18 protein-coding genes are annotated in these 20,278 nt (G+C 52.5%); 14 read left to right on the plus strand and 4 right to left on the minus strand.

Going from position 1 to position 20,278, the window contains the following annotated elements:
• The first annotated feature begins 153 nt into the window (after window positions 1-153).
• The 4 genes from WG929_RS13440 to WG929_RS13455 all read left to right on the plus strand — a co-directional run bounded on the left by WG929_RS13440 (window position 154) and on the right by WG929_RS13455 (window position 3,043).
• Window positions 154-663, plus strand: coding sequence for a hypothetical protein (locus WG929_RS13440; protein ID WP_416206447.1), 510 nt, complete (start codon window positions 154-156; stop codon window positions 661-663).
• A gap of 234 nt (window positions 664-897) precedes the next feature.
• Complete coding sequence (locus WG929_RS13445; RefSeq protein ID WP_369854690.1) at window positions 898-1,044, plus strand: hypothetical protein; 147 nt, start codon at window positions 898-900, stop codon at window positions 1,042-1,044.
• 198 nt (window positions 1,045-1,242) lie between these two features.
• Window positions 1,243-2,109 carry a delta-class carbonic anhydrase gene (locus tag WG929_RS13450; protein WP_416206448.1) on the plus strand — a complete coding sequence of 289 codons (867 nt, stop codon included), beginning with the start codon at window positions 1,243-1,245 and terminating at the stop codon, window positions 2,107-2,109.
• Between the two features lie 412 nt (window positions 2,110-2,521).
• Window positions 2,522-3,043: an RNA methyltransferase gene (locus tag WG929_RS13455; protein ID WP_416206449.1), complete on the plus strand. Its 522-nt coding sequence runs from the start codon at window positions 2,522-2,524 to the stop codon at window positions 3,041-3,043.
• A gap of 105 nt (window positions 3,044-3,148) precedes the next feature.
• Here the strand turns inward: WG929_RS13455 and WG929_RS13460 are convergent, their stop codons facing one another.
• Window positions 3,149-4,948 (minus strand): DUF885 family protein, encoded by a 1,800-nt coding sequence (locus WG929_RS13460; protein WP_416206450.1) that lies wholly within the window; start codon window positions 4,946-4,948, stop codon window positions 3,149-3,151.
• 221 nt (window positions 4,949-5,169) lie between these two features.
• On the opposite strand from WG929_RS13460, the gene WG929_RS13465 reads away from it, so the two are divergent.
• From WG929_RS13465 to WG929_RS13505, 9 genes are all read left to right on the plus strand, one after another.
• Entirely contained in the window at window positions 5,170-6,072 is a 903-nt protein-coding gene (locus tag WG929_RS13465; RefSeq protein WP_416206451.1) for a DUF4892 domain-containing protein, read from the plus strand.
• A 3-nt stretch (window positions 6,073-6,075) separates the two neighbouring features.
• Window positions 6,076-7,002: a patatin-like phospholipase family protein gene (locus tag WG929_RS13470; RefSeq protein WP_416206452.1), complete on the plus strand. Its 927-nt coding sequence runs from the start codon at window positions 6,076-6,078 to the stop codon at window positions 7,000-7,002.
• 167 nt (window positions 7,003-7,169) lie between these two features.
• Window positions 7,170-8,102 carry a 50S ribosomal protein L3 N(5)-glutamine methyltransferase gene (gene prmB, locus WG929_RS13475; protein WP_416206453.1) on the plus strand — a complete coding sequence of 311 codons (933 nt, stop codon included), beginning with the start codon at window positions 7,170-7,172 and terminating at the stop codon, window positions 8,100-8,102.
• A gap of 90 nt (window positions 8,103-8,192) precedes the next feature.
• Window positions 8,193-9,308: a chorismate synthase gene (gene aroC, locus WG929_RS13480; protein WP_369857397.1), complete on the plus strand. Its 1,116-nt coding sequence runs from the start codon at window positions 8,193-8,195 to the stop codon at window positions 9,306-9,308.
• A gap of 11 nt (window positions 9,309-9,319) precedes the next feature.
• Entirely contained in the window at window positions 9,320-10,477 is a 1,158-nt protein-coding gene (locus tag WG929_RS13485; protein ID WP_416206454.1) for an MFS transporter, read from the plus strand.
• 44 nt (window positions 10,478-10,521) lie between these two features.
• A complete protein-coding gene (locus tag WG929_RS13490; protein ID WP_369857399.1) occupies window positions 10,522-10,773 on the plus strand; it encodes a DUF6489 family protein in 252 nt (83 codons plus the stop codon).
• A 258-nt stretch (window positions 10,774-11,031) separates the two neighbouring features.
• On the plus strand, window positions 11,032-11,424 hold the full coding sequence (locus WG929_RS13495; RefSeq protein ID WP_369857400.1) for a phasin family protein: 393 nt from the start codon (window positions 11,032-11,034) through the stop codon (window positions 11,422-11,424).
• 61 nt (window positions 11,425-11,485) lie between these two features.
• Window positions 11,486-13,303, plus strand: coding sequence for a class I poly(R)-hydroxyalkanoic acid synthase (gene phaC, locus WG929_RS13500; RefSeq protein WP_416206455.1), 1,818 nt, complete (start codon window positions 11,486-11,488; stop codon window positions 13,301-13,303).
• A gap of 206 nt (window positions 13,304-13,509) precedes the next feature.
• Window positions 13,510-14,349: a crotonase/enoyl-CoA hydratase family protein gene (locus tag WG929_RS13505; protein WP_416206456.1), complete on the plus strand. Its 840-nt coding sequence runs from the start codon at window positions 13,510-13,512 to the stop codon at window positions 14,347-14,349.
• A 16-nt stretch (window positions 14,350-14,365) separates the two neighbouring features.
• Here WG929_RS13505 and WG929_RS13510 read toward each other — a convergent pair whose 3' ends face one another.
• Together WG929_RS13510 and WG929_RS13515 are read right to left on the minus strand one after the other, a co-directional pair.
• A complete protein-coding gene (locus WG929_RS13510; RefSeq protein WP_416206457.1) occupies window positions 14,366-16,210 on the minus strand; it encodes an ABC transporter ATP-binding protein in 1,845 nt (614 codons plus the stop codon).
• Window positions 16,211-16,360: 150 nt separating this feature from the next.
• Window positions 16,361-17,287 carry a LysR family transcriptional regulator gene (locus WG929_RS13515; RefSeq protein WP_416206458.1) on the minus strand — a complete coding sequence of 309 codons (927 nt, stop codon included), beginning with the start codon at window positions 17,285-17,287 and terminating at the stop codon, window positions 16,361-16,363.
• 135 nt (window positions 17,288-17,422) lie between these two features.
• Here WG929_RS13515 and WG929_RS13520 point away from each other — a divergent pair, with 135 nt between their 5' ends.
• Window positions 17,423-18,688, plus strand: a complete 1,266-nt coding sequence (locus WG929_RS13520; RefSeq protein WP_416206459.1) for a gallate dioxygenase — start codon at window positions 17,423-17,425, stop codon at window positions 18,686-18,688.
• 117 nt (window positions 18,689-18,805) lie between these two features.
• On the opposite strand, the gene WG929_RS13525 is transcribed toward WG929_RS13520, so the two are convergent.
• Complete coding sequence (locus WG929_RS13525; RefSeq protein WP_416206460.1) at window positions 18,806-20,122, minus strand: acetyl-CoA hydrolase/transferase family protein; 1,317 nt, start codon at window positions 20,120-20,122, stop codon at window positions 18,806-18,808.
• Window positions 20,123-20,278 lie beyond the last annotated feature (156 nt).

A 20,278-nucleotide genomic window follows, 5' to 3' on the forward strand; every position in this document is an offset into this window, starting at 1 on the left:
GGCACTTGCCAGCCAGTTTTGGCGGCGATTTTTTGCCGTTTTCGTGTTGATACGTTTGTGTTTTTCTCTAACTCGTTGAAATAAAGCCGTTTCTTCTTACTGGCCTAGTCCTTGCTGAAGTCTATCCAAACAGACTTCAACGAGGGACACTTTATGAGTCGATCAGAGTCATCACTGCTGCCCGCCACCTTGTGGCGCCAGCCTGTAGCAGACAACGAATCGGTCGTTGGTCGTTCAGAGCGGTGGTTTATTTGTGAACAGCGCGATCCATTTCATCCTACTTTGCCGACGGCAGGCTGTGGCTATTCGGTGATTACCTGGGCCGATCTGTTTTTACGCAGTTATGCCAACGGTCTGTTCCGTCGTGGACGTCCTGATCTTGCCATTCAGATAGGCCAGGTGCATCAGGTATTCGACACATTGGAACAGTCGGAGGGGGAAGACTGGCGACGTCGGGAAACGGAAGCTTATGAGTTTGCTGTGGAGCATTACGATGATCTGCACAATGCCGGAGCTCCTGAGTCATTATTGCAAGCATTTCAGCTGGTGATGTTACTGTTGATGGCGATCAATCAGCTGAGAAAACAGTACTCTGGCCAGGGGGTGCTGATGAGCTATGCCAGCCTTGAAGAGGCGCTGAATGTGAATGGCGAAATATTTTAATGACTGTGGATGGGCGGAATCTTAGGGGGCGTTCTCAATTGATCAATCGGACCTGCTGAGAGCCCGCTGGCTTCAGAACAAGGCATGAGGAGTGTGGTTTGGCCTGCAAACCGGCTTCGTGATTCGACACCATCCGAAAGCCCAGAGCGGGCACCGGATTAAATAAATGGGGACATCTATTTAATCCTGCACGGCTCTGCGCGAGTGTTGCCGTTGTTCAGGGCAAGGCGACGAATGCAGCGAAATGACGAGTCCTTTTCAAATTCGTCAACACCGCACTGGACGGCGGCAACCCGCGCCCTTCGGGGGCTGCCGGATGATCTCGACTCGGTGTCGCCGACTTTTGACTTGACCCGTCAGGCCTGCAAGTCGGCTTCGTGATTCGAAACCATCCGGTGGCCCAGAGTGAGCACCGGATTAAATAGATGTCCCCAAATGTCCGCTAAAGTGTATTGGCCTATTGAATAGGACGCTTTTTTGGCGTCCTGGTAAAAATTTTATTTTATATTGGTGTTTTGGTCGCAAGTTCAGAATATCTGCATTAATATTTATCGTTCACTAATAATGGGTATGATAAATATGAGAACAAAAATTGCTGTAGTACTTACGTCGACGACCTTGCTGGCGAGCTGTGCCAGTGTTGAACATCATCATACGGATGCGCACAAGCCGGTTTCCGATCAGGTGGTGGCAGCACAACGCAGCTTGTTGGCGCAAAACACCGCTGGTAAGGGATTTGGCCCTCAATCTCCTCGTGATATTGATATAACTGATGGTAAGAACAATCGTGTATTCAGTGCGGCTCCTGCCTCTGAATATATGAATTTGTGTAATATTCACTTCCACAAAAATGCCGAGCACAAGGGGGGGGAATTTACCCGCTATGCTGGTAATGGCGATGGTTATGGTTATCAAAGTGGTTATGAATATACCGGGTCACTGAGTGCTGGTGAACTCACAGCCGTTACCGAAGATATTTGCCCGAGTGCGCATGGCAGCCTGGTTCCGGGAGACACGATTGAGGTTCATTATGTACATTCAACTGCACAGGTTGCCCCTGGGCCAACTCTGGGCGCTTGTCTGGATGAATCCATCGGTAATCCCCAGTTGCGTGTAGAAACACAGGTGTTTGTTCTGGTAAATGACAGCAGTGCTCTGGACTTTGGCCAGCTGACCCAACAGGGTGTCCGTCATGGTGTGCATCAAGCGTTGAATATACCGACTGATACTGGTTACCCGGTGCAATATGCCGGTTCTACAACAGGCCCTGGCTACAATGAAGCCGGTTCGCCTTTCCAGGTGTCATGGAGTGTCAGACCCAAGGTGGCCAAGGTGAACATTGCCACGGTTGGTCTGTGGTGCAAGGGCAACGTATTTAATGAAGATCACGCACACGGCGTCAGAAATCTGGTGACTAATCCAGACCTGCTGTCACCGGTGAAGTAACAGATTTAACAGCGTAGCACCGATAATAACGGCCTCCAGTAGCCGCTCAGATAACGACGGGCTACTGGAGTGCTACGAAGTGTTAGCAGACCTGAGTGTGGTGCTTGCTCTGGAAAACTAAATTTTTTTAAAATCTGAATTTTTATTTTTTTATTATCTGTTTTCAGTACGGTAAAGCTTTCTGATTTTATATTTTTAATACTCAGGCACCGGTTGGTAAAATATAGACTGTTCTTGTTTCTACGCTTTATATGGAAATGTAATGGACACTGCTGGCTACTACACAGGAGTGTAGGAGCCAGGTATTTCTGTGAGATTTCTGGTTTTGTGTTTTTGATATTCAGCTGCCGGTTTATAAAATGGGGGTTTTTTAGTATGATGTGCTTGAATATAACCGGTTTGGGAATACATCGTGCAACAAACAAGGTCGTCCGCTATTGCGTTATGCAACCCCAAAAGCCCTTCTAATGTAGGTGTGGTAATGCGTGCTGCCGGTTGTTATGGTGCCAGTGCCATTTATTATACCGGCAAGCGATTTGCGCGAGCGGCAAAATATCATCAGGATACCAAGAACGCTAGCCAGCATATTGAACTGAGCGCGGTTGAGTCTTTCACTGAATTGGCCGGACAGCACCGGACGCTGGTGTGTGTTGAGTTTGCTGTCGGGGCAACTCCGTTACCGGAATTTATTCATCCTGATCATGCCTTGTATATCTTTGGCCCGGAAGATGGATCTGTCGATCAGTCCATCATTGATGTGGCTGATGCTGTGGTTTATGTTCCAACCATTGGTTGCATGAACCTGGGGGCCACCGTCAACGTGCTGTTGTATGATCGTATGGCCAAACAGCAACAGGCTATTGATCACAGTGAGCGTATCAAAAGCAGCCGTGATGTGAATAATCGTTTGGTATTCCGTAACGGGAACCGCTAGGGGTTCAAGCGCGCGGCGTTACAACTCGACTCAAAACGCTCAGGTAGCCCACATGACGCACGACCTCGACAATACGGGCAAGCGCCAGTACTGTCGGTTGTGCTGTTACTGCGCCACCCATAACCTTAACCATTGGCCATACAGTGCTGGTGGTAGCAGTCCGGCTGCCAGCCAGTCGCTATAAAACTGTTGGCCGACGAAGTCTTGCCCCAATTCGGATTCAGCCGACTGAATCAGGCTCAGCAGGTTGGCGCGCGAGATTGCCGGACGAGCCAGGCGTCCGGGTGCTTCCATTATCTGTTGCAGGCGTTGTTGGCAATCCTGTTGCGACAGAAAGCTGTTGATCTGGCAATAACGGATGGCCTTGTCTTGCGGCCATTGATAAAGATGGATGCCGATATCCAGAATAAGATTCAGCTCCTGTTCCATTTCATCCAGCAATACCCAGGCGTGTTCTCCGGCATTCTGATAGCCGCCAAGATCGGCTGCCAATTCGGCGGCGATGGACAACCAGCCCGGTTCAAAGTCGTCGTTGATGGGAGCACGCATAAAGTCGGGCAATTGCGTGTTTTCCTGCGCCAGTGCTACTTGCAGGTGTTTGCCCGGCAGGGTATTGCGGTACAGATCCAGTGGCCAACGCCAGCTGCTGGCCGGGTGATTGGCGACGGTCCAGTAGATACCCGGCTGTTCCAGTGCTGGTCTGGGGGCTTCATACCAGGGGCTGATGACACTGGCGTCCTGGCTGGGTTGAATCACCAGTGCTGTGGTGGGCAGGTAAGCAAACAGCTGGGGGAGCTGCTGGTTCAGCTGTTGCAAGCGCTCACGGGCGGCCTGCTGGGGCTGTGACGGTTGTATCCGGTGTGATGCCAACCAGGCGCGCAACTGGGGAGCCAGTGTTTGGGCTGGATCCAGGGTCAGCTCTTGAACCAGTTGTTGCTGTATGGCAGAGAGGCGGGTTTTGGCTATTTCCTGTAACAGTTCGGGAGATTCTGCACTGCCCATCTCGGTCAATTGCAACCGGTAGCAGGCGTCGCCGTTGGGCTGTTGTTGCCAACTCAGGCTGGTTTGCACGGGCAGTTCAGTCAGTTGATGACGCAGCGCCCGCAAGGCGGGTAATAAATGGTTGGTGAGGATGCTGGCGGCCTTGCTTTCGAGGATCCCGTGACTGGACGGGTAGAGATCCAACCGTGTCAATCGGGTTTGAACATCGCGCCATAAGGTGGATGGTTCCGGGCTGTCGGTAAACGGGTAGCCAGACATCATCTGGTCAAGCTGGCGCAAGGTGCGCTTGCGGCTGCTGCCTAGCATGACGACGTGGCGCTGATTGCGTTCGCTGATTTGCTGCTGCCATTGTTGCAACAGCAGCGCGGCGGATTCAAGGCGTTTGAGGTAACGGTGGAAGCCGGGGATGTTATCGACCCGAGTATCTTTCGACAGGCTGGTTTCAAGCAGATTAAGCCAGTCGTGCTCACTGCCTAGTGGCATGCTGTTGTTGTCACAGTCGCGCCAGTCCAGTTGTTGGTTGATTCGGTAGATCAGCGTACTGGCGACCAGCTGTTGCTGCGCTGGCAGGGCATCGAGCGGCAGACTTTGCAATTGTTGTTTCTGTTGTTGCAGTTGCTGATAGATGCCGTTCTGACTGCTGCTGGATAGCGCTGACCAGGTGGCTTCAGGCTCTATTCCCAGTGCTCTGGCTCGTTCAGGAAAGCGGTCAGCCAGCTGTTGAAAATAGTCGTTGCTGGCATTGTCCAGTTGTTCCTGAACGGCTGCTTGTTGCTCCGTGGAATAGGTGAGCGCTGCCGTGCTCGGGGTATCTGGGCGAGTTGGCAAGCTGGCCTGGCAACCTCCCAGAAACAGCAGTGTCAGAGGCAGGGATCGCAGCAATATAGGAGAAAGGCGTGACATGAGGACTCGGTCGCTGAATTCGAAGGCGGCAGTGTAGCAATCTGGAACGCTGCGTTGTAGTAAAGCTGTTGCTGGTCGATGTGATTGTCGCAGTCGCGGGCATAGCTCGTGTTACGCTGTACTCTATAATGAGTATTGAATATTGGTATTGAGGTAGTTCTGTGACTGGAAATCGGCAGCAAAATAACCGGTGCGGCAATCGCTTATGTCGGATCATTCTGATGATGTTTGTGGTCTTGAGTGTATTACCGGTTGAGGCGGCGGATGAGGATCGTTTCAGTCGGCTGGTGGCCCCGGTGGGGGCGCGGGTGCTGACGGATCGAACCTCTTCGATTGATCATTTTCGTCTGGTGTTGTCGGCACAGAAACGTGCTGCGGCGACGACCTTTGCGGATCGTGAGTTGAGGATCTCCGGTTCTTTACGGCGATTGGCGTGGGAATCCAGTGAAAAACTGGATCTGGACGGTTTGCTGGAGCCGCTGCAAAATGAGTTGGCACAAGGGATGTCGGCGCGAGTGTTGTACCAGTGTCAGGATCTGGATTGTGGCAGCAGTCATTTCTGGGCCAATGAAATCTTTGAAAACGGTCGCTTGGTGGGCAGGGACAATCAACAGCGCTATATGGTGGTTTATTTGCCGCCAACGGCTGCGGCGACGCCGTCCACTCTGCGAGCTCCGGCAACACTGCTGCTGGTCTACGCTACCCAGCGTGGCCCACGTCAGACGGTGGTGGGGCTGGATATGATTGAGACTTCAGACAACGTGCTGCCGGGAGTGGTTAACCGTGCGGATATCAGCAGTATGTTAAGTATCAGCAGCGGTTGGCTGCCGGGATTTCAGGTCACTGATGGCCAGTTCGATAGCGTTGCCAGTGCGCCATTGCTGAATGTATTGACGTCGTTGTCACAGGGCGTACAACAGCGTCTGTTTCTGGTGGTGCACTGTTATCAGTCGAATGATATGTCGGTGAATCAGACCTGTTCTGACCGCCTTGCGCAGCAGTTGCGGGTCGCCGGTTTTGATATGGGAGCGGGGTTGAATGTCAGTGGGCAGGCAGCACTGGCGCTGCCTCCCGATGGCCGCCTGGTGCCTGCCTTGCGTTTTGTATTTTGGCCACGGAGATAAAAAATGACGAAAACAGTCGCGTTGGCGTTAGGGAGTGGTGGCGCACGGGGGTATGCCCATATTGGTGTACTGGATGTGCTTGAGGCTCGTGGTTATAACGTCGTGGGTATCTCGGGTTGTTCCATGGGGGCTGTGATCGGTGGTTTCTATTGCGCTGGCAAGTTACCGCTCTTTCGCGAGTGGGTTGGCAAGCTGGGGTATCTGGATGTGCTCAAGCTGGTCGATGTGTCCTTGTTGTCGAGTGGAGTGATCCGTGGTGATCGTGTGTTCAGCATGATCAGCGAATTGTTGGAGGACTGCCTGATAGAGGATCTGGACATTCCCTTTACGGCAGTCGCAACCGATATGACGGCCAAAAAAGAAATCTGGTTTCAACGTGGGTCGCTGGATTTGGCGATTCGGGCTTCGGCGGCCATTCCCAGTATTTTGCACCCGGTGAAGATGAATGGCAGAACGCTGGTGGATGGTGGTGTGCTGAATCCATTACCGATTTCTCCCTGTATCTCCATTCATGCCGATTATCTGTTTGCCGTCGACCTGAACTCGGATGCGGCCATGCCAGACGATTTTGTCTTTGCCCGCGAAGACACCGGCCAGCAAAAACGCGACTGGTTCAACTCGGTGGTAGACAAGGCGACCAGCTGGCTGGATTCGAAACGTCGGGCCGATGCGTCCAGTCATGTCGATGAAAATATCGGCAAGCTGGAAATGATGAACCAGATGTTTGAAACCATGCAGCTGTCGCTCACCCGCTTCAAAACTGCGGCTTATCCGCCCGACCTGATGATTAATATGCCGATTGAATCCTGTGAAATGTATGAGTTCTACCGTGCTAAAGAGATGATCGAACTGGGACGCCATATTGCCGAAAAAGCGCTGGATGCCTTTGAGCAGGGTAGCTGCAGTCCTTACGGTCAGCGTATGGCTTGAGGATGTGGTCTGAGATCCGTTACGTCACGGCAAGCTGACTACTCAGCAAGCCTGTCTGATTCGAACGATTTTTGCTTTCGGATCGATTTGAGCCTTGTCCTGTTGTCGCTCGCGACATTTCTGCAGGCAGCCAGTAAACTAAGCTGATTTCCTAGGCGGGCAAGTAAATGTATTTGCATCAGAATGCCTCCGCGGCAATTGAAGAGCTGAGTACTATTCAGGATATGCTGAGATGGTCGGTCAGTCGTATGAACGAATTCGACATCTACTTCGGTCATGGCACCGACAATGCTTGGGATGAAGCCCGGCTGCTGGTGATGCATGCGCTGATGTTGCCATGGGAGTTATCCCCTGAGTGGTACAGTGCCCGGCTGACACAGCAAGAGCGTGAATCCGTCATTGCACTGGTCGTTGAACGCATAGACAGCCGCTTTCCGGCACCTTACCTGACCGGGCAAGCCTGGTTTTGTGGTTTGCCGTTTGTGGTGGATGAGCGGGTATTGATACCTCGTTCACCGATTGCAGAATTGATTCAGAATGAGTTTTTGCCTTGGTGGCAGGGTGAGGGTAAACCACAGCGTATTCTTGACCTGTGTACCGGTTCGGGCTGTATCGGTATTGCTTGCGCTGTACAGTTCCCGGATGCCGAAGTCGAGTTGCTGGATATCTCCTTTGATGCGCTTACGCTGGCAGAGGAAAACATCCAGCGCCATGGGTTGGGGCACAGGGTTCAGGCATTACAATCTGACCTGTTTGCTGCAGCCCATGGCCAATACGATCTGATTGTCTCCAATCCCCCCTACGTTGATGCGGAAGATATGGCTAGCCTGCCGGAAGAATTCCAGCATGAACCAGCGCTGGCGCTGGCAGCGGGAGAGGATGGCCTCGACCTGGTGCGGATTATGCTCCGCCAGGCCCGGCAGTATCTCAGTGATGATGGTTTGCTGGTGGTGGAGGTGGGCAATAGCTGGCCTGCTCTGGAGGCTGCTTTCCCGGACTTGCCGTTTGTCTGGCCAGACTTCGAACGTGGAGGCCACGGCGTGTTTGTACTGCAAGCCCGCGAGTTGGAGCTATTGTCTGAACTGCACTCTGATGACTGATTATTTTTACTGATTTTTATACAGATTGAATTTAACGCCCCTGTTGCTGCCCCTTGTCCCGGTCAGCCGGGCCGCTACCTCGGAATTACTATGTCTGGAAATAGCATTGGAACACTTTTCACTGTGACCACCTTTGGTGAAAGTCACGGCTTGGCATTGGGTGCCATTATCGACGGTTGTCCTCCGGGCATCGAGCTGAATGAGGACGATCTGCAACGTGATCTGGATCGTCGCAAACCGGGTACGTCGCGTTATACCACCCAACGTCGTGAAGACGATGCGGTGCGTATCCTGTCAGGTGTATTCGAAGGCAAAACCACCGGCACACCGATTGGACTGATGATCGAAAATACCGATCAGCGCTCCAGGGATTATTCCAATATTGCTACCACATTCCGTCCGGCCCATGCCGATTACAGCTATAACCAGAAGTATGGCTTTCGTGACTATCGTGGTGGTGGTCGTTCATCGGCTCGCGAAACCGCCATGCGGGTGGCTGCTGGCGCGATAGCCAAAAAAGTACTGGCTGCAAAAGGCATAGAGATTCGTGGCTACCTGTCCCAGCTGGGCCCGATTGCCATAGATAACAGCCAGTTTGACTGGCAACAGGTGGAGCAAAACCCGTTCTTTTGTCCAGATGCCAGCAAGGTCTCGGCGATGGAAGAGTACATGACGGCATTACGCAAGGAAGGCAACTCGGTCGGTGCCAGAATATCCGTGGTTGCCAGTGGCATGATGCCGGGCCTGGGTGAGCCGGTGTTTGATCGCCTCGACGCCGATCTGGCTCATGCCTTGATGAGCATCAATGCGGTAAAAGGCGTGGAAATTGGTGATGGCTTTGACGTGGTGGCACAAAAAGGCACAGAACATCGTGACGAAATGACACCGGAAGGGTTTCTCAGTAATCATGCTGGCGGTATTCTCGGCGGGATTTCTACGGGTCAGGATCTGGTTGCCCATATCGCTCTGAAACCAACGTCCAGCCTGGTCATTCCAGGACAATCGATTGATGTTGAGGGCCACTCGATCGAAGTAGTGACCAAAGGGCGTCACGACCCTTGCGTCGGGATTCGTGCCACGCCCATTGCTGAAGCTATGATGGCCATTGTGGTCTGCGACCATTTGTTGCGTCACCGTGGCCAGAATGGCGACGTGTATTGCAGTACACCAATTATTTCTGGACTTGCTGGTCAAACAGGTCACTGACGGAGCTATCGGTGTCTGATATCCATCGCCAGGTTCGCCAACCCCTGGCGATTTTTTACGCGCTGTTTTTCTCGCTGGTTGGCTGTAATGCCCCTTACTGGGGGCCATATCTGCAATCCCTTGGCTTTGATTATGGCGCTATTGGTAGTGCCATTGCTGCTTTCTCCCTGATCCGTATCGTTGCGCCCATGCTCTGGGCTCACTGGAGCCGTCATTTTCAAACGCCCTTGCACATGGCTCGTATTGCCGGGTTGCTGACTGCCGTTTGCTTCAGTGCGATCTGGTGGGTAGATGGTTTCTGGCCGGTGGTGGGCGTTATGTTGCTGTATGGCTTCTTCTGGTCAGCGATGTTGCCTCAATACGAAGTGCTGACCATGCAAGCCATTGCCAGCAGCCTGGAAGACTACAGTCGTATCCGCCTCTGGGGGTCGGTCGGCTTCGTGATTACCGTCGCCTTGTTGGGTTGGCTGTTTGAATACATCAGTGTGCAATGGCTGCCTGTGATCATGCTGGTGCTGATGTTGGGTGTGGTGATCAATAGCTGGAGGCTGACACGGATCAGTACGGGTCAGGCTCCGACTGGCGACGGAGCCGGGAGCTCAATCTGGAAATTGGCTGGGCGCTGGCCAGTGATGGCCTTTTTACTGGTTAATCTGTTACTGCAGGTGAGCCATGGGCCGCTGTATACCTTCTTCAGTATTTACCTGGAAGAGAATGGCTACTCATCTGCCAGCGTGGGGTTACTTTGGGCACTGGGCGTGATAGCTGAAGTGATTTTGTTCTGGCGCATGCGGTGGTTGTTACGCTGGCTGAGTTTACGCCACTGGTTGTTGGCCAGCCTGGCGATGACGGCACTGCGCTGGCTCTTGATCGCCGCCTTTCCACAGCAGGTATGGGTACTACTGTTGGCTCAGGTTTCTCATGCATTCACCTTCGCCATGTTGCATGCTGTCTGTATTCGTTATGTCCCGCTGCTGTTTGCTGGCAACCAGGGTCAGGGGCAGGCATTGTATTCCAGTGCCGGATTTGGCTTGGGTGGAGCATTAGGGGCCTGGCTGAGTGGCTATTTTTGGCATTTGGGTGGGGAGCAAGTGTTTATCGGAGCAGCGGCTGTTGCCATTTTGGCACTGGTCGTTGCCTGGCAAGGTATGAAAATAGAACTTGAATAAGCAGTAAATTATTCAGATTGATAAGAAATAAAAGGAACAAAAATATGAAAATAAATGTCAGTTTTGATTTAACGCCAGAAGAATTTCGCCGGGTTATGGGGTTACCGGACGTTCAGCAATTCCAGCAGGAAGTTTTTAGCCAAATGATGGAAAAAATGAAGTCCGGAGAAGAGGGTTATGATGCCATGTCGCTATATAAACCCCTGTTCAGTGAAAGCATGAATGCCATGACCCAGTTTCAACAGCTGATGTTTGGCATGATGGCCGGAAAAAGCGAAGAAAATTCTAACGAGTGATAGTCAGGTATTATGCGGCTTCACAGTCGTTCTTCTAACATGTGTTAGAATCTAACGATTGTTATGGGGTAAAATGAGCCATTAAAAATCATGGTTAGCGCCAAATTTCCGACGATTTAAATAAAATGTGAAATAAGCTGTGATTTGGGGCAACAAAGTCTGTCAATTCTGTTTTTTTGTCATTTAAGTGTAAAACGCCATAGGCTAGTATGGCTGTGGCAATACTTGCTAACCACGACCTTTTGAAGGAGCAAAACCATGCAAGATACCGTCCTGAATGCATTCGCAGAACAAGCGAAAACTATGTATGCGCCTATGTCCAAGTTCAACAGCCTGTTTGTTGAAAACATGGAAAAAATGACTGACTTCCAACTGACCGCCATCAAAAGCTATGCCGAGATGGGTCTGGATCAGATGAAGAAAGCATCTGACGTGAAAGACGCAGAAGGTATGCGTGCTTACACTGCTGCACAGGCTGAAGCTGCCACCTCGCTGAACAAGAAAATCATGGAAGATGCGAAAATTTTCTCTGACATGGCCATGGAGTTCAAATCCCAGGTAGAAGGCATCATGGAAGAGGCTCGCACTACCGCGGCGACTACTGCTACTACTGCAAAGCCAGCGACCAAAGCAGCTACTAAAGCCGCTTAATCCTGGTCGAAGTTTCTGAGGCCACCCTTGGGTGGCCTTTTTTCTTTCTTCTTTTCGGATTATGGGTTTGACCAATATGACCAAGGAAAACTTTGAAGTCGCAGTCGGCGATTTTTACGAGATGTCAGGTCGTCTGGCAGAACAGTACGGACTCTTCTGGGAAAAGGCGGTTGTTCAGCCGACTTCGGGGGAAGACCCCGCCGCGTCTGTATTGTCCGATTTCTCCGCCGCACTGCAGGAAGTCGGTTCAGCGATGCTGGACAACCCCAACAAACTGATTGCTGATCAGATGGATCTGATGAAGCAGCAGCAAGAATTGTATCAAAATACGGTATTGCGCTTTCTGGGGCAGACTCCGGATCCGATTATCAAACCGGATCCGTCGGATCGTCGTTTCAAAAACGAAGAATGGGAAGAGAATCCTGTTTTTGACTATATCAAGCAACTGTATCTGATTCAGGGCAATTTCCTGATGAAGATGATCACGGATACCGATGGCTTGAGTGATCAAACTCGCCAGAAGGTAGAATATTTTGTTCGCCAGTATATCAATGCCCTTGCTCCCACCAATTTCCCTACCCTGAATCCTGCGGTGATTCGCAAAACCCTTGAAACTGGTGGCTCCAACCTGGCAACCGGTATGGATCATCTGATGGAAGATATGGAAGGCAGCGTCAAGGGATCGCTGAACATCGCGATGACCGATACCAGCGCGTTTCAGGTTGGTCGTAATATTGCCGTTACACCAGGCAAGGTCGTGTTCCAGAATGACGTCATGCAGCTGATTCAGTACACCCCGTCAACTGACAAGGTATTCAAACGTCCGCTGCTGGTGATTCCACCCTTTATCAATAAATATTATATCCTCGATCTGCGCGAAGATAATTCCTTCCTGAAATGGCTGGTGGACCAGGGCCATACCGTATTTTGCATCTCCTGGGTCAATGCTGGCCCGGAACTGCGCGACAAGGGCTTTGACGATTTTATGCTGGAAGGCCCGATTGCGGCCGTTGATGCCATTCAGAAAGCCACTGGAGAAAAAGAAGTTAATGCTATTGGTTACTGTGTCGGTGGTACCTTGCTGGCAGCGACCATGGCTTACCTCAAGAAGAAACGGAAGGCACCGATCAAGTCAATCACCTTTCTGAATACCTTGCTGGACTTCTCCGAGCCGGGTGAAATTGGCGTATTTATTAATGAAACGGCCATCTCGGCGCTGGAACGCCAAATGGATCTGGTGGGCTATTACGACGGCCGCCAAATGGCGTTCAGTTTTAGCACCTTGCGCGAAAACGATCTGTTCTGGTCATTCTTCGTGAATAACTACTTGATGGGGGAGCGCCCGGCAGCGTTCGATTTACTCTACTGGAATACCGACAGTACCAACCTGCCTGCGGCCATGCACAGTTTTTACCTGCGTAATATGTACCTCTACAACAAGCTGATCGAACCGAATGGTATTACGCTGGCTGGGGTGCCAATTGACCTTAGTAAGATCAGTGCACCCAGCTACTTTATCTCCTGTGCTCAGGATCATATTGCCTTGTGGAAGGGTACCTACAAGGGTGCCACGGTACTGGGCGGTCAGAACCGTTTTGTATTGGGTGGATCCGGCCATATTGCCGGTATCGTTAACCCGCCACAAAAGAAAAAATACGGTTACTGGACCAACGACGCTTTGCCGGGTGACGCTGACGAGTGGTATCAAGGTGCTAGTCACAACGAGGGCTCCTGGTGGGTTGACTGGCAAGAATGGATACTCAAGCAGGGCGGCATGGAAGAGGTGGATGCCCGTCAGCCCGGCAGCGATGCCTTGCCAGCTATTGAAGATGCACCAGGCTCCTATGTGCAACGCCGCATTGCAAAAGTAGCCAAGTAAAACAAGGCGTTGAATAAATGCCTTGAATAAATGCCTTGAATAGATGTTGAACGATAATAAAAACGCCGTGCTGTTTATAAAACAACACGGCGTTTTTTTGTTTTCGGTCTCGTACCGCAAAGACTTGTTTCTGTTCTCTCCGGTCATAGCCCATGGCGCTTGATTGTGGAAGTATGGCTGACATATTTCTGCCGGATCCGTGTGCCATGACTGCTACTCCCCAACCGACCCATTCTCCCTCCACACAGCGTGTGAGCTGGGAAGTGAATCAGCATATTGCTGTGGTTTATCTTAATCGTCCCGACAAGTTGAATGGTCTGGATCGGCCGATGTTTCAGCAACTGATCCAATGCGCCCAGGATATTCGTCGGGATCGTTCGATCCGGGTGGTGGTATTGGCGGCCCGAGGGGATTCGTTTTGTGCCGGGCTGGATTTTTCTGCCGTCAGCAAAGATCCCTGGATGATCCCGCGTTTGTTATTGAAGTGGCCCTGGAGCAAAACCAATCTGGCCCAGCAAATTGCCATGTGCTGGCGTGACTTGCCGGTGCCTGTTATTGCGGTTGTGCATGGCAACTGTTTTGGCGGTGGTTTGCAGCTTGCGCTGGCGGCGGATTTTCGTTTTGCCGCTGTGCAAACGCGCTTTTCCATTATGGAAATGAAATGGGGCCTGATACCGGACATGAGTATTCTGACCAGCCTGACCAATCTGACCCGGCAGGATATTGCCAAAGAGCTGACCATGACAGGGCGAGTGTTCAGTGCCGGTGAAGCCCATAACTATGGTCTGGTGACACAGGTAAGTCCGGCACCGTTGCAAGAGGCAATGGTATTGGCAGAACGCTTGGCGCAACAGTCACCAGATGCTGTGGCTGCGACCAAACGGTTGTTTAATCAGGGCTGGAAACGGGGCGAGTGGTCGGCACTACGTCTTGAGCGTTGGTTGCAGTACCGGTTGCTGGGGCGTAGAAACCAGCAAATTGCGATGAAAAACGGTCTGGATAAATCCGCCAAGGAGCCACGGCCCTTTGGGCCGCGCTGCCGTTAAGCGTTAATAACGTGGTTCAGTCTGCGCCAATAAAGCCGCCGGTTTGATGGTCCCAGAGCTGGGCGTAGATGCCCCCCTGATCCAGCAGCTGCTGGTGTGACCCTTGCTCGACGATGCGGCCCTGATCCATCACGATCAGGCGATCCATGGCGGCAATGGTTGATAACCGGTGGGCGATGGCGATGACGGTTTTGTTCTCCATCAGTTTGTACAGGCTGGCCTGAATGGCGGCTTCTACTTCGGAATCCAGCGCCGACGTGGCTTCGTCCATAATCAGAATCGGTGCGTCTTTTAACAGCACTCGGGCAATGGCAATACGCTGGCGCTGGCCACCGGACAGTTTTACACCGCGCTCGCCGACTTGGGCGTCAAAGCCTTTGTTACCATGGGGGTCGTGCAGACCAGCAATAAAGTCCAGGGCCTCGGCTTTACGTGCAGCTTCAATCAGATCGTCTTCGCTGGCGTCCGGGCGACCATACAGAATATTGTCGCGGACGCTACGGTGCAGTAACGAGGTATCCTGGGTAATCATGCCGATGTTGGCGCGCAGGCTGTCCTGGGTGACTTCGGCGATATTCTGGCCATCGATACGAATCGTGCCGCTCTCAATGTCGTAAAAACGCAGCAACAGGTTCACCAGTGTCGATTTACCGGCACCCGAGCGGCCCACCAAGCCGACCTTTTCTCCGGCCTTGATGTGAATGTCCAGTTCCTTGAACACTTGGCGGTGGGTGTCGGAGTCGATGCCCTGATACTGGAAGTTGACAGTGTCCAGGTCGATTTTTCCGTGGCTGACCGTTAGCGGTTTGGCAGCCGGTGTGTCCAGCACACTCAGTGGTGTTGACAAGGTGTTCATGCCATCGGCGACCGTGCCCAGGTTTTCAAACAGGGCACCCACTTCCCACATGATCCACTGCGACATACCGTTAATCCGCAAGGCCAGGCTGACGGCGATGGCGATGGCACCGATACTGATGGCACTGTCCATCCAGAGCCAGATTGACAGCGCCGCCACGGCGAACACCAGCACGTAGTTGATAGATTGCACCATAACGTTGAGGCCGGTGGCGAGTCGCATCTGTTTGTGCACCGAGGTCATGAATGCCTTCATGGAATCGCGGGCGTATTCGGTTTCGCGTTGGCTATGGGAAAAGAGTTTCACGGTCTGGATATTGGTGTAGCTGTCGACAATCCGGCCAGTCATTTGGGAGCGGGCGTCGGCTTGCTCCGCTGCGACCCGTTTCAGACGTGGTACAAAGTAGATCTGGATCAGGATGTAGGCAGCCAGCCAGCCCAGCAGGGGCAGCATCAGACGCCAGTCGGCCACTGCAACGATAGCGACCATGGCAGTGAAGTACACCAGAATGTAGACCAGTACATCCAATAGCTTCATGACGGTTTCCCGCACCGCCAGAGCGGATTGCATGACTTTGGTGGCGATTCGCCCGGCAAAGTCATCCTGATAAAAGGCCAGGCTCTGACGTAACAGGTAGCGATGCGCCAGCCAGCGAATTTTCATCGGGTAGTTACCCAGCAAGGTCTGATGCACCAGAGCGGAATGCAGGAAACTGGTTAATGGCATCAGTACCAGGATGACGACGGACATCCAGATCAGGCTGGCGCTTTCGTCTTGCAAAAAAGTGGCGGGATTCTTTTCGGATAACCAGTCGACCAGGTTTCCCATAAAGCCAAACAGGGAGACTTCCAGAATGGCGCCCAGTGCGGTGAGTAGTGACATGAATGCCAGCGGAATTTCAACGCCTTTGCTGTAATGGCGGCAAAAGGCATACAAGCCTTTGGGCGGTTGTTCTGGTTGTTGTGGTGGAAACGGATTGATCAGTCGTTCAAAAAAACTCAGCATAAAGTTAAGACTCGGGCATCTGTCGGGCAAAAGTACTGGGGGAAGCAATAGTGGCCATCAACCATCGGTTGCCTCCGAGACATCAAATGCCGCTACCTTAAACCAGCAAGATGACCTTGATAAGTCCATCCGATGGATAGCCTTGTTCGATCAGCCTGCTGACGGGCCACTTTTTTGCGGCAGTTGTTTGCAGATGTCGCCAAGAAAATCGAGAAACAGCGCGGTTTTGTGCGCCGTGGTGCGGCGGCTGGCGTAGACAGCGGAGATCAATGAAATACCCCGGTGAAATTCCAGCCCCGGCAGGATTGGCAGCAGTTGACCATCCTGAATAAAACGGTGGCAATACTGGTCTGGAATCAGACCGATGCCACAGCCTGCGGCGACAGCGTCCCGAACGCTGCAGGGGTCGTTGATTTTGATCGCGCTGGCGGGTGGTTTTAACCTGCCGTTGCTGACGGACGTGCGATAGGGTAACGCCATATTGGCATAACGTTTTTCAATAACCTGAATATGGTCGGTAATATCTTCCGGGCTGAGTATGTCGTTTGTAATGGACTGGATATAACCGGGTGATGCCACACATAATAACTGGCTGGTGTAGAGGTTTTTTAGTATCAGCTCAGAGTCCTTGGGTGCGCCTACCACCACCGCGATATCAATGCTGTCACGAATAACGTCAACGCTCTGGCTGGATATGTTCAGCTCCAGTTCGATATCCGGATATAACTGCCGGAAACGGGCCAGGTGGGGTGAAAAGATTTCCCGGCCAAACGACATCGGCATGGAAACCACCAGTTTGCCGGAGGGTTTACCCGATAAGGCCGACATTGCTGCTTCGGTTTCGTGGGCACGCTCCAGTACCGCCAGCGAATGCTGATAGAAGGTCTCTCCTTCGTGGGTAATACGAAACTGACGACTATTACGTTCAAACAGGCGCACGCCGAGTCCTTTTTCCAGCCGGGTAATGGCCTTGCTGACCGAGGATTTTGCCATCCCCAGGTAATCTGCAGCAGACGATATGCCCTGGTGTTCGGCAACGGCTAGAAAAATTGGCAAGTCATCGAGGTTCCAGAGCATGGTTGGATTGTGGTCCTGTTTGGGTAACGTGTTTTTTTGCGGAAACGATGGGTTTCCTGCTCCGGGGTGTTGCTAGCGGGTCAGGCTGGTTAGCATAGTCGCAACTAAAACAACCATACCAGCAGGAAACAGCATATGGCCACAATCGTGGGCGGCCTTGGCCTGTCTCATTCTCCAACCATTATTTCCGGCAAGCTCAATAACAAGGCTGCCGACCCGGCCTGGAAGCCGATCTTCGATAACTTCGAGGTGGTGCGTGATTGGCTGAAGCAAAAAGATATTGATGCGATATTCATGATTTATAACGATCATATAACCTCTTTTTTCTTCGACCATTATTCCGCTTTTGTCATGGGCGTGGATGATGAATACAAGCCTGCGGATGAAGGTGGTGGTGTTACGCCAATTCCGCCGATTCCAGGCCATGCGGCGCTGGCCCGCCATATTGGCCAGGTGTTGGTAGCGGAAGAATTTGATATGTCGTTTTTCCAGAATAAAGGCATTGATCATGGCTGTTTTTCGCCGCTGTCGATGATCGCACTGGATGAGGATGGCTGGAAAGGTTCTATCGTGCCGCTGCAAGTGGGGGTGCTGCAATGGCCAGTTCCCAGTGCTGCGCGTTGCTACAAGCTGGGCAAGGCGCTGCGCCAGGCAATTCAGAGTTACCCGGAAGAGTTGCGTGTCGCCGTTGTGGCAACGGGTGGTTTGTCGCATCAGGTACATGGCGAGCGCTGTGGATTTACCAATCAAGCCTGGGACGAAGAGTTTCTTGATTTACTCGAGAGTGATCCTGAGCAACTGACCGAGCTGACGATTGGTGAATACGCCAAACGGGGAGGCTGGGAAGGTGCCGAAGTCATTATGTGGCTGATCATGCGGGGCGCGCTGTCTGATCAGGTAAAACGAGTCCATCGTGCGACCTATTTGCCGTCCATGACTAACATTGCCACGCTGGTACTGGAAGACCTGGGTGAAGATATGCCGGAACCGCAGCAACAGGCGGTACGAGCCAAGATGACACACCAGTTGTCTGGCTCCGAGGAGCTTGAGGGCACCTATCCGTTCAGCTACGAAACCAGCCGCAAGGCATGGCGCATGAACGAGTTTCTGCATGAATTGATTGTCCCTCAGCATCGCCAGGCCTTCCTTGAGGATCCAGAAACGCTGTATGAGCAGTATGGGTTGACGGAGGAAGAGCGTGATATGTTGCGCCATAACCAGTGGATCGAAATGATCCATTACGGGGTGATTTTCTTCCTGATTGAAAAAACCGCAGCGGTGCGCGGCGTATCCAATCCAGAGTTGTACGCCAACTTCCGTGGCATGTCGTTGGAGGATTTCCAGCAGACCCGTAACGTTGCGATCAAGTATTCGGTATCCCACACCGCTGACAGCGAGTAACTGTCTTCGACTTCAGCCACCGGGATCCATCACCGGGTGGCTGTTTTGCCGGGGCCTGCTGGCCCCGGATTTTTCATCAAATCGAGCGCATCTGGCCTTCGCTGACGTCACCTGGACTCAGTGGCACAATCCCAACCGGAAAGCGTGCTGCGTCAATTCATCACGGAATTTGGGATGGGCAATACCAATCAGGGCGTTAACCCGTTGCGGTATCGACAGCCCTTTCAGGCAAACATTGCCGTATTCGGTCACGACGTAGTGTGCATCCATGCGGGTATCGGTCACGGTGCCGCCGGTTAATTGCGGCACGATACGACTCAGGCTGTCGCCCTTGGCGGTTGAGTGCAGGGCGATAAAAGAACGCCCACCTTTCGAGCCGTAAGCCCCACGAACAAAATCCAGCTGGCCTCCGGTACCGGAAAACGGGTTGCCGAGAATCTGCTCGGCATTGATCTGGCCGGTAATATCAACCTCGATGGCGGAGTTGACCGACACCATGTTGGGGTTCTGGCGAATGACGCTGGGATTATTGACCCAGGAGGCCGGGAAACCCACGATTGAGGGGTTGTCGTCCATAAAATCAAACATGGCGCGATCGCCCAGAGCCAGGGTGAAGACGTGCTTGTGCTGCATGACCCGCTTCACCCGTCCGTTCAGGGCACCTTTCTGAATCAGGTTGACCATGGCCGGGGAAAACAGCTCGGAGTGCAGGCCGAGATTCTGGTGGTGTTCCAGCATGGACAATACCGCATTAGGAACGCCCCCCACGCCCATTTGCAGGGTGTCGCCGTTTTCAATCCGTTCGGCTACCTGTCGGGCAATGGCCCAGTCGATATCTGAAGCCTCAACGTTGGGCACTTCACTGAGTGGCACATCGGCTTCAATCAGAGCTTCAATTTCTGAAATATGCACCGAGCACTCGCCAAAGGTGCGTGGCATGTGGCGGTTCACTTCGACAATGACCTTGCGTGCCTTGTGGATCACTGTGGCACTGTAATCGGCGTTGGTACCAAGGCTGAAGTAGCCGTGTTTGTCCATGGGTGACACGGTTACCATCAGGCAATCCGGGGTGATGTTTTCAGTCAGCAGGCGTCCGACCTGGTGAAAGGCAGACGGCACAAATTCGATCCAGGGATGCTCGGTGTTGGCATGCAGGGCCAGACGGTCGTGGCTGCTCAGAAACAGGCAACGGGGCGTAAATTTGCCGCGCATGGCGGGCGTCAGCAGTTGTTCCTGCAAGGTCGCTGAACCGTGCATGTAGTAGATATTCAGTGCTGGCAGTGTCTCGGCCTTGTAGGCAGCGGCAATCGCCGTAATCAGGGCTGGCGGCATGGCAACCCCCATACCGAGAATCAGATTGCTGCAATCACTCAGCCGCTCCGCTGCCTGTGATGGGGTCAGGCGTTTTTCCAGATAGAGATCGTTCCAGCTCATGGGGCATCCTTTTGGTTTTGCGGGTCAGGTTGAAATATTGATGAACGGGTTTATAGCATTTTCCGGTGACAGTACGGCAGTATCGAGACGACCTGGGTCAAGGTATTGCTGACTTGGTGGTGACAGGAAAGGGCGTTTTTCATGTCTGCCAAGGCT

The organism is Oceanobacter antarcticus (assembly GCF_044962685.1).
Lineage (GTDB): Bacteria > Pseudomonadota > Gammaproteobacteria > Pseudomonadales > Oceanobacteraceae > Oceanobacter > Oceanobacter antarcticus.

Bases quoted from the DNA above. Each gene is read 5' to 3' on its own strand.
- WG929_RS13440 (WP_416206447.1), top strand. From the start codon at position 154: ATGAGTCGATCAGAGTCATCACTGCTGCCCGCCACCTTGTGGCGCCAG.
- WG929_RS13445 (WP_369854690.1), top strand. From the start codon at position 898: ATGCAGCGAAATGACGAGTCCTTTTCAAATTCGTCAACACCGCACTGG.
- WG929_RS13490 (WP_369857399.1), top strand. From the start codon at position 10,522: ATGAAAATAAATGTCAGTTTTGATTTAACGCCAGAAGAATTTCGCCGG.
- aroC (WP_369857397.1), top strand. From the start codon at position 8,193: ATGTCTGGAAATAGCATTGGAACACTTTTCACTGTGACCACCTTTGGT.
- WG929_RS13515 (WP_416206458.1), bottom strand. From the start codon at position 17,287: ATGCTCTGGAACCTCGATGACTTGCCAATTTTTCTAGCCGTTGCCGAA.
- WG929_RS13520 (WP_416206459.1), top strand. From the start codon at position 17,423: ATGGCCACAATCGTGGGCGGCCTTGGCCTGTCTCATTCTCCAACCATT.
- WG929_RS13525 (WP_416206460.1), bottom strand. From the start codon at position 20,122: ATGAGCTGGAACGATCTCTATCTGGAAAAACGCCTGACCCCATCACAG.
- WG929_RS13460 (WP_416206450.1), bottom strand. From the start codon at position 4,948: ATGTCACGCCTTTCTCCTATATTGCTGCGATCCCTGCCTCTGACACTG.
- WG929_RS13470 (WP_416206452.1), top strand. From the start codon at position 6,076: ATGACGAAAACAGTCGCGTTGGCGTTAGGGAGTGGTGGCGCACGGGGG.
- WG929_RS13450 (WP_416206448.1), top strand. From the start codon at position 1,243: ATGAGAACAAAAATTGCTGTAGTACTTACGTCGACGACCTTGCTGGCG.
- WG929_RS13510 (WP_416206457.1), bottom strand. From the start codon at position 16,210: ATGCTGAGTTTTTTTGAACGACTGATCAATCCGTTTCCACCACAACAA.
- WG929_RS13495 (WP_369857400.1), top strand. From the start codon at position 11,032: ATGCAAGATACCGTCCTGAATGCATTCGCAGAACAAGCGAAAACTATG.
- prmB (WP_416206453.1), top strand. From the start codon at position 7,170: ATGTATTTGCATCAGAATGCCTCCGCGGCAATTGAAGAGCTGAGTACT.
- phaC (WP_416206455.1), top strand. From the start codon at position 11,486: ATGGGTTTGACCAATATGACCAAGGAAAACTTTGAAGTCGCAGTCGGC.
- WG929_RS13505 (WP_416206456.1), top strand. From the start codon at position 13,510: ATGACTGCTACTCCCCAACCGACCCATTCTCCCTCCACACAGCGTGTG.
- WG929_RS13465 (WP_416206451.1), top strand. From the start codon at position 5,170: ATGATGTTTGTGGTCTTGAGTGTATTACCGGTTGAGGCGGCGGATGAG.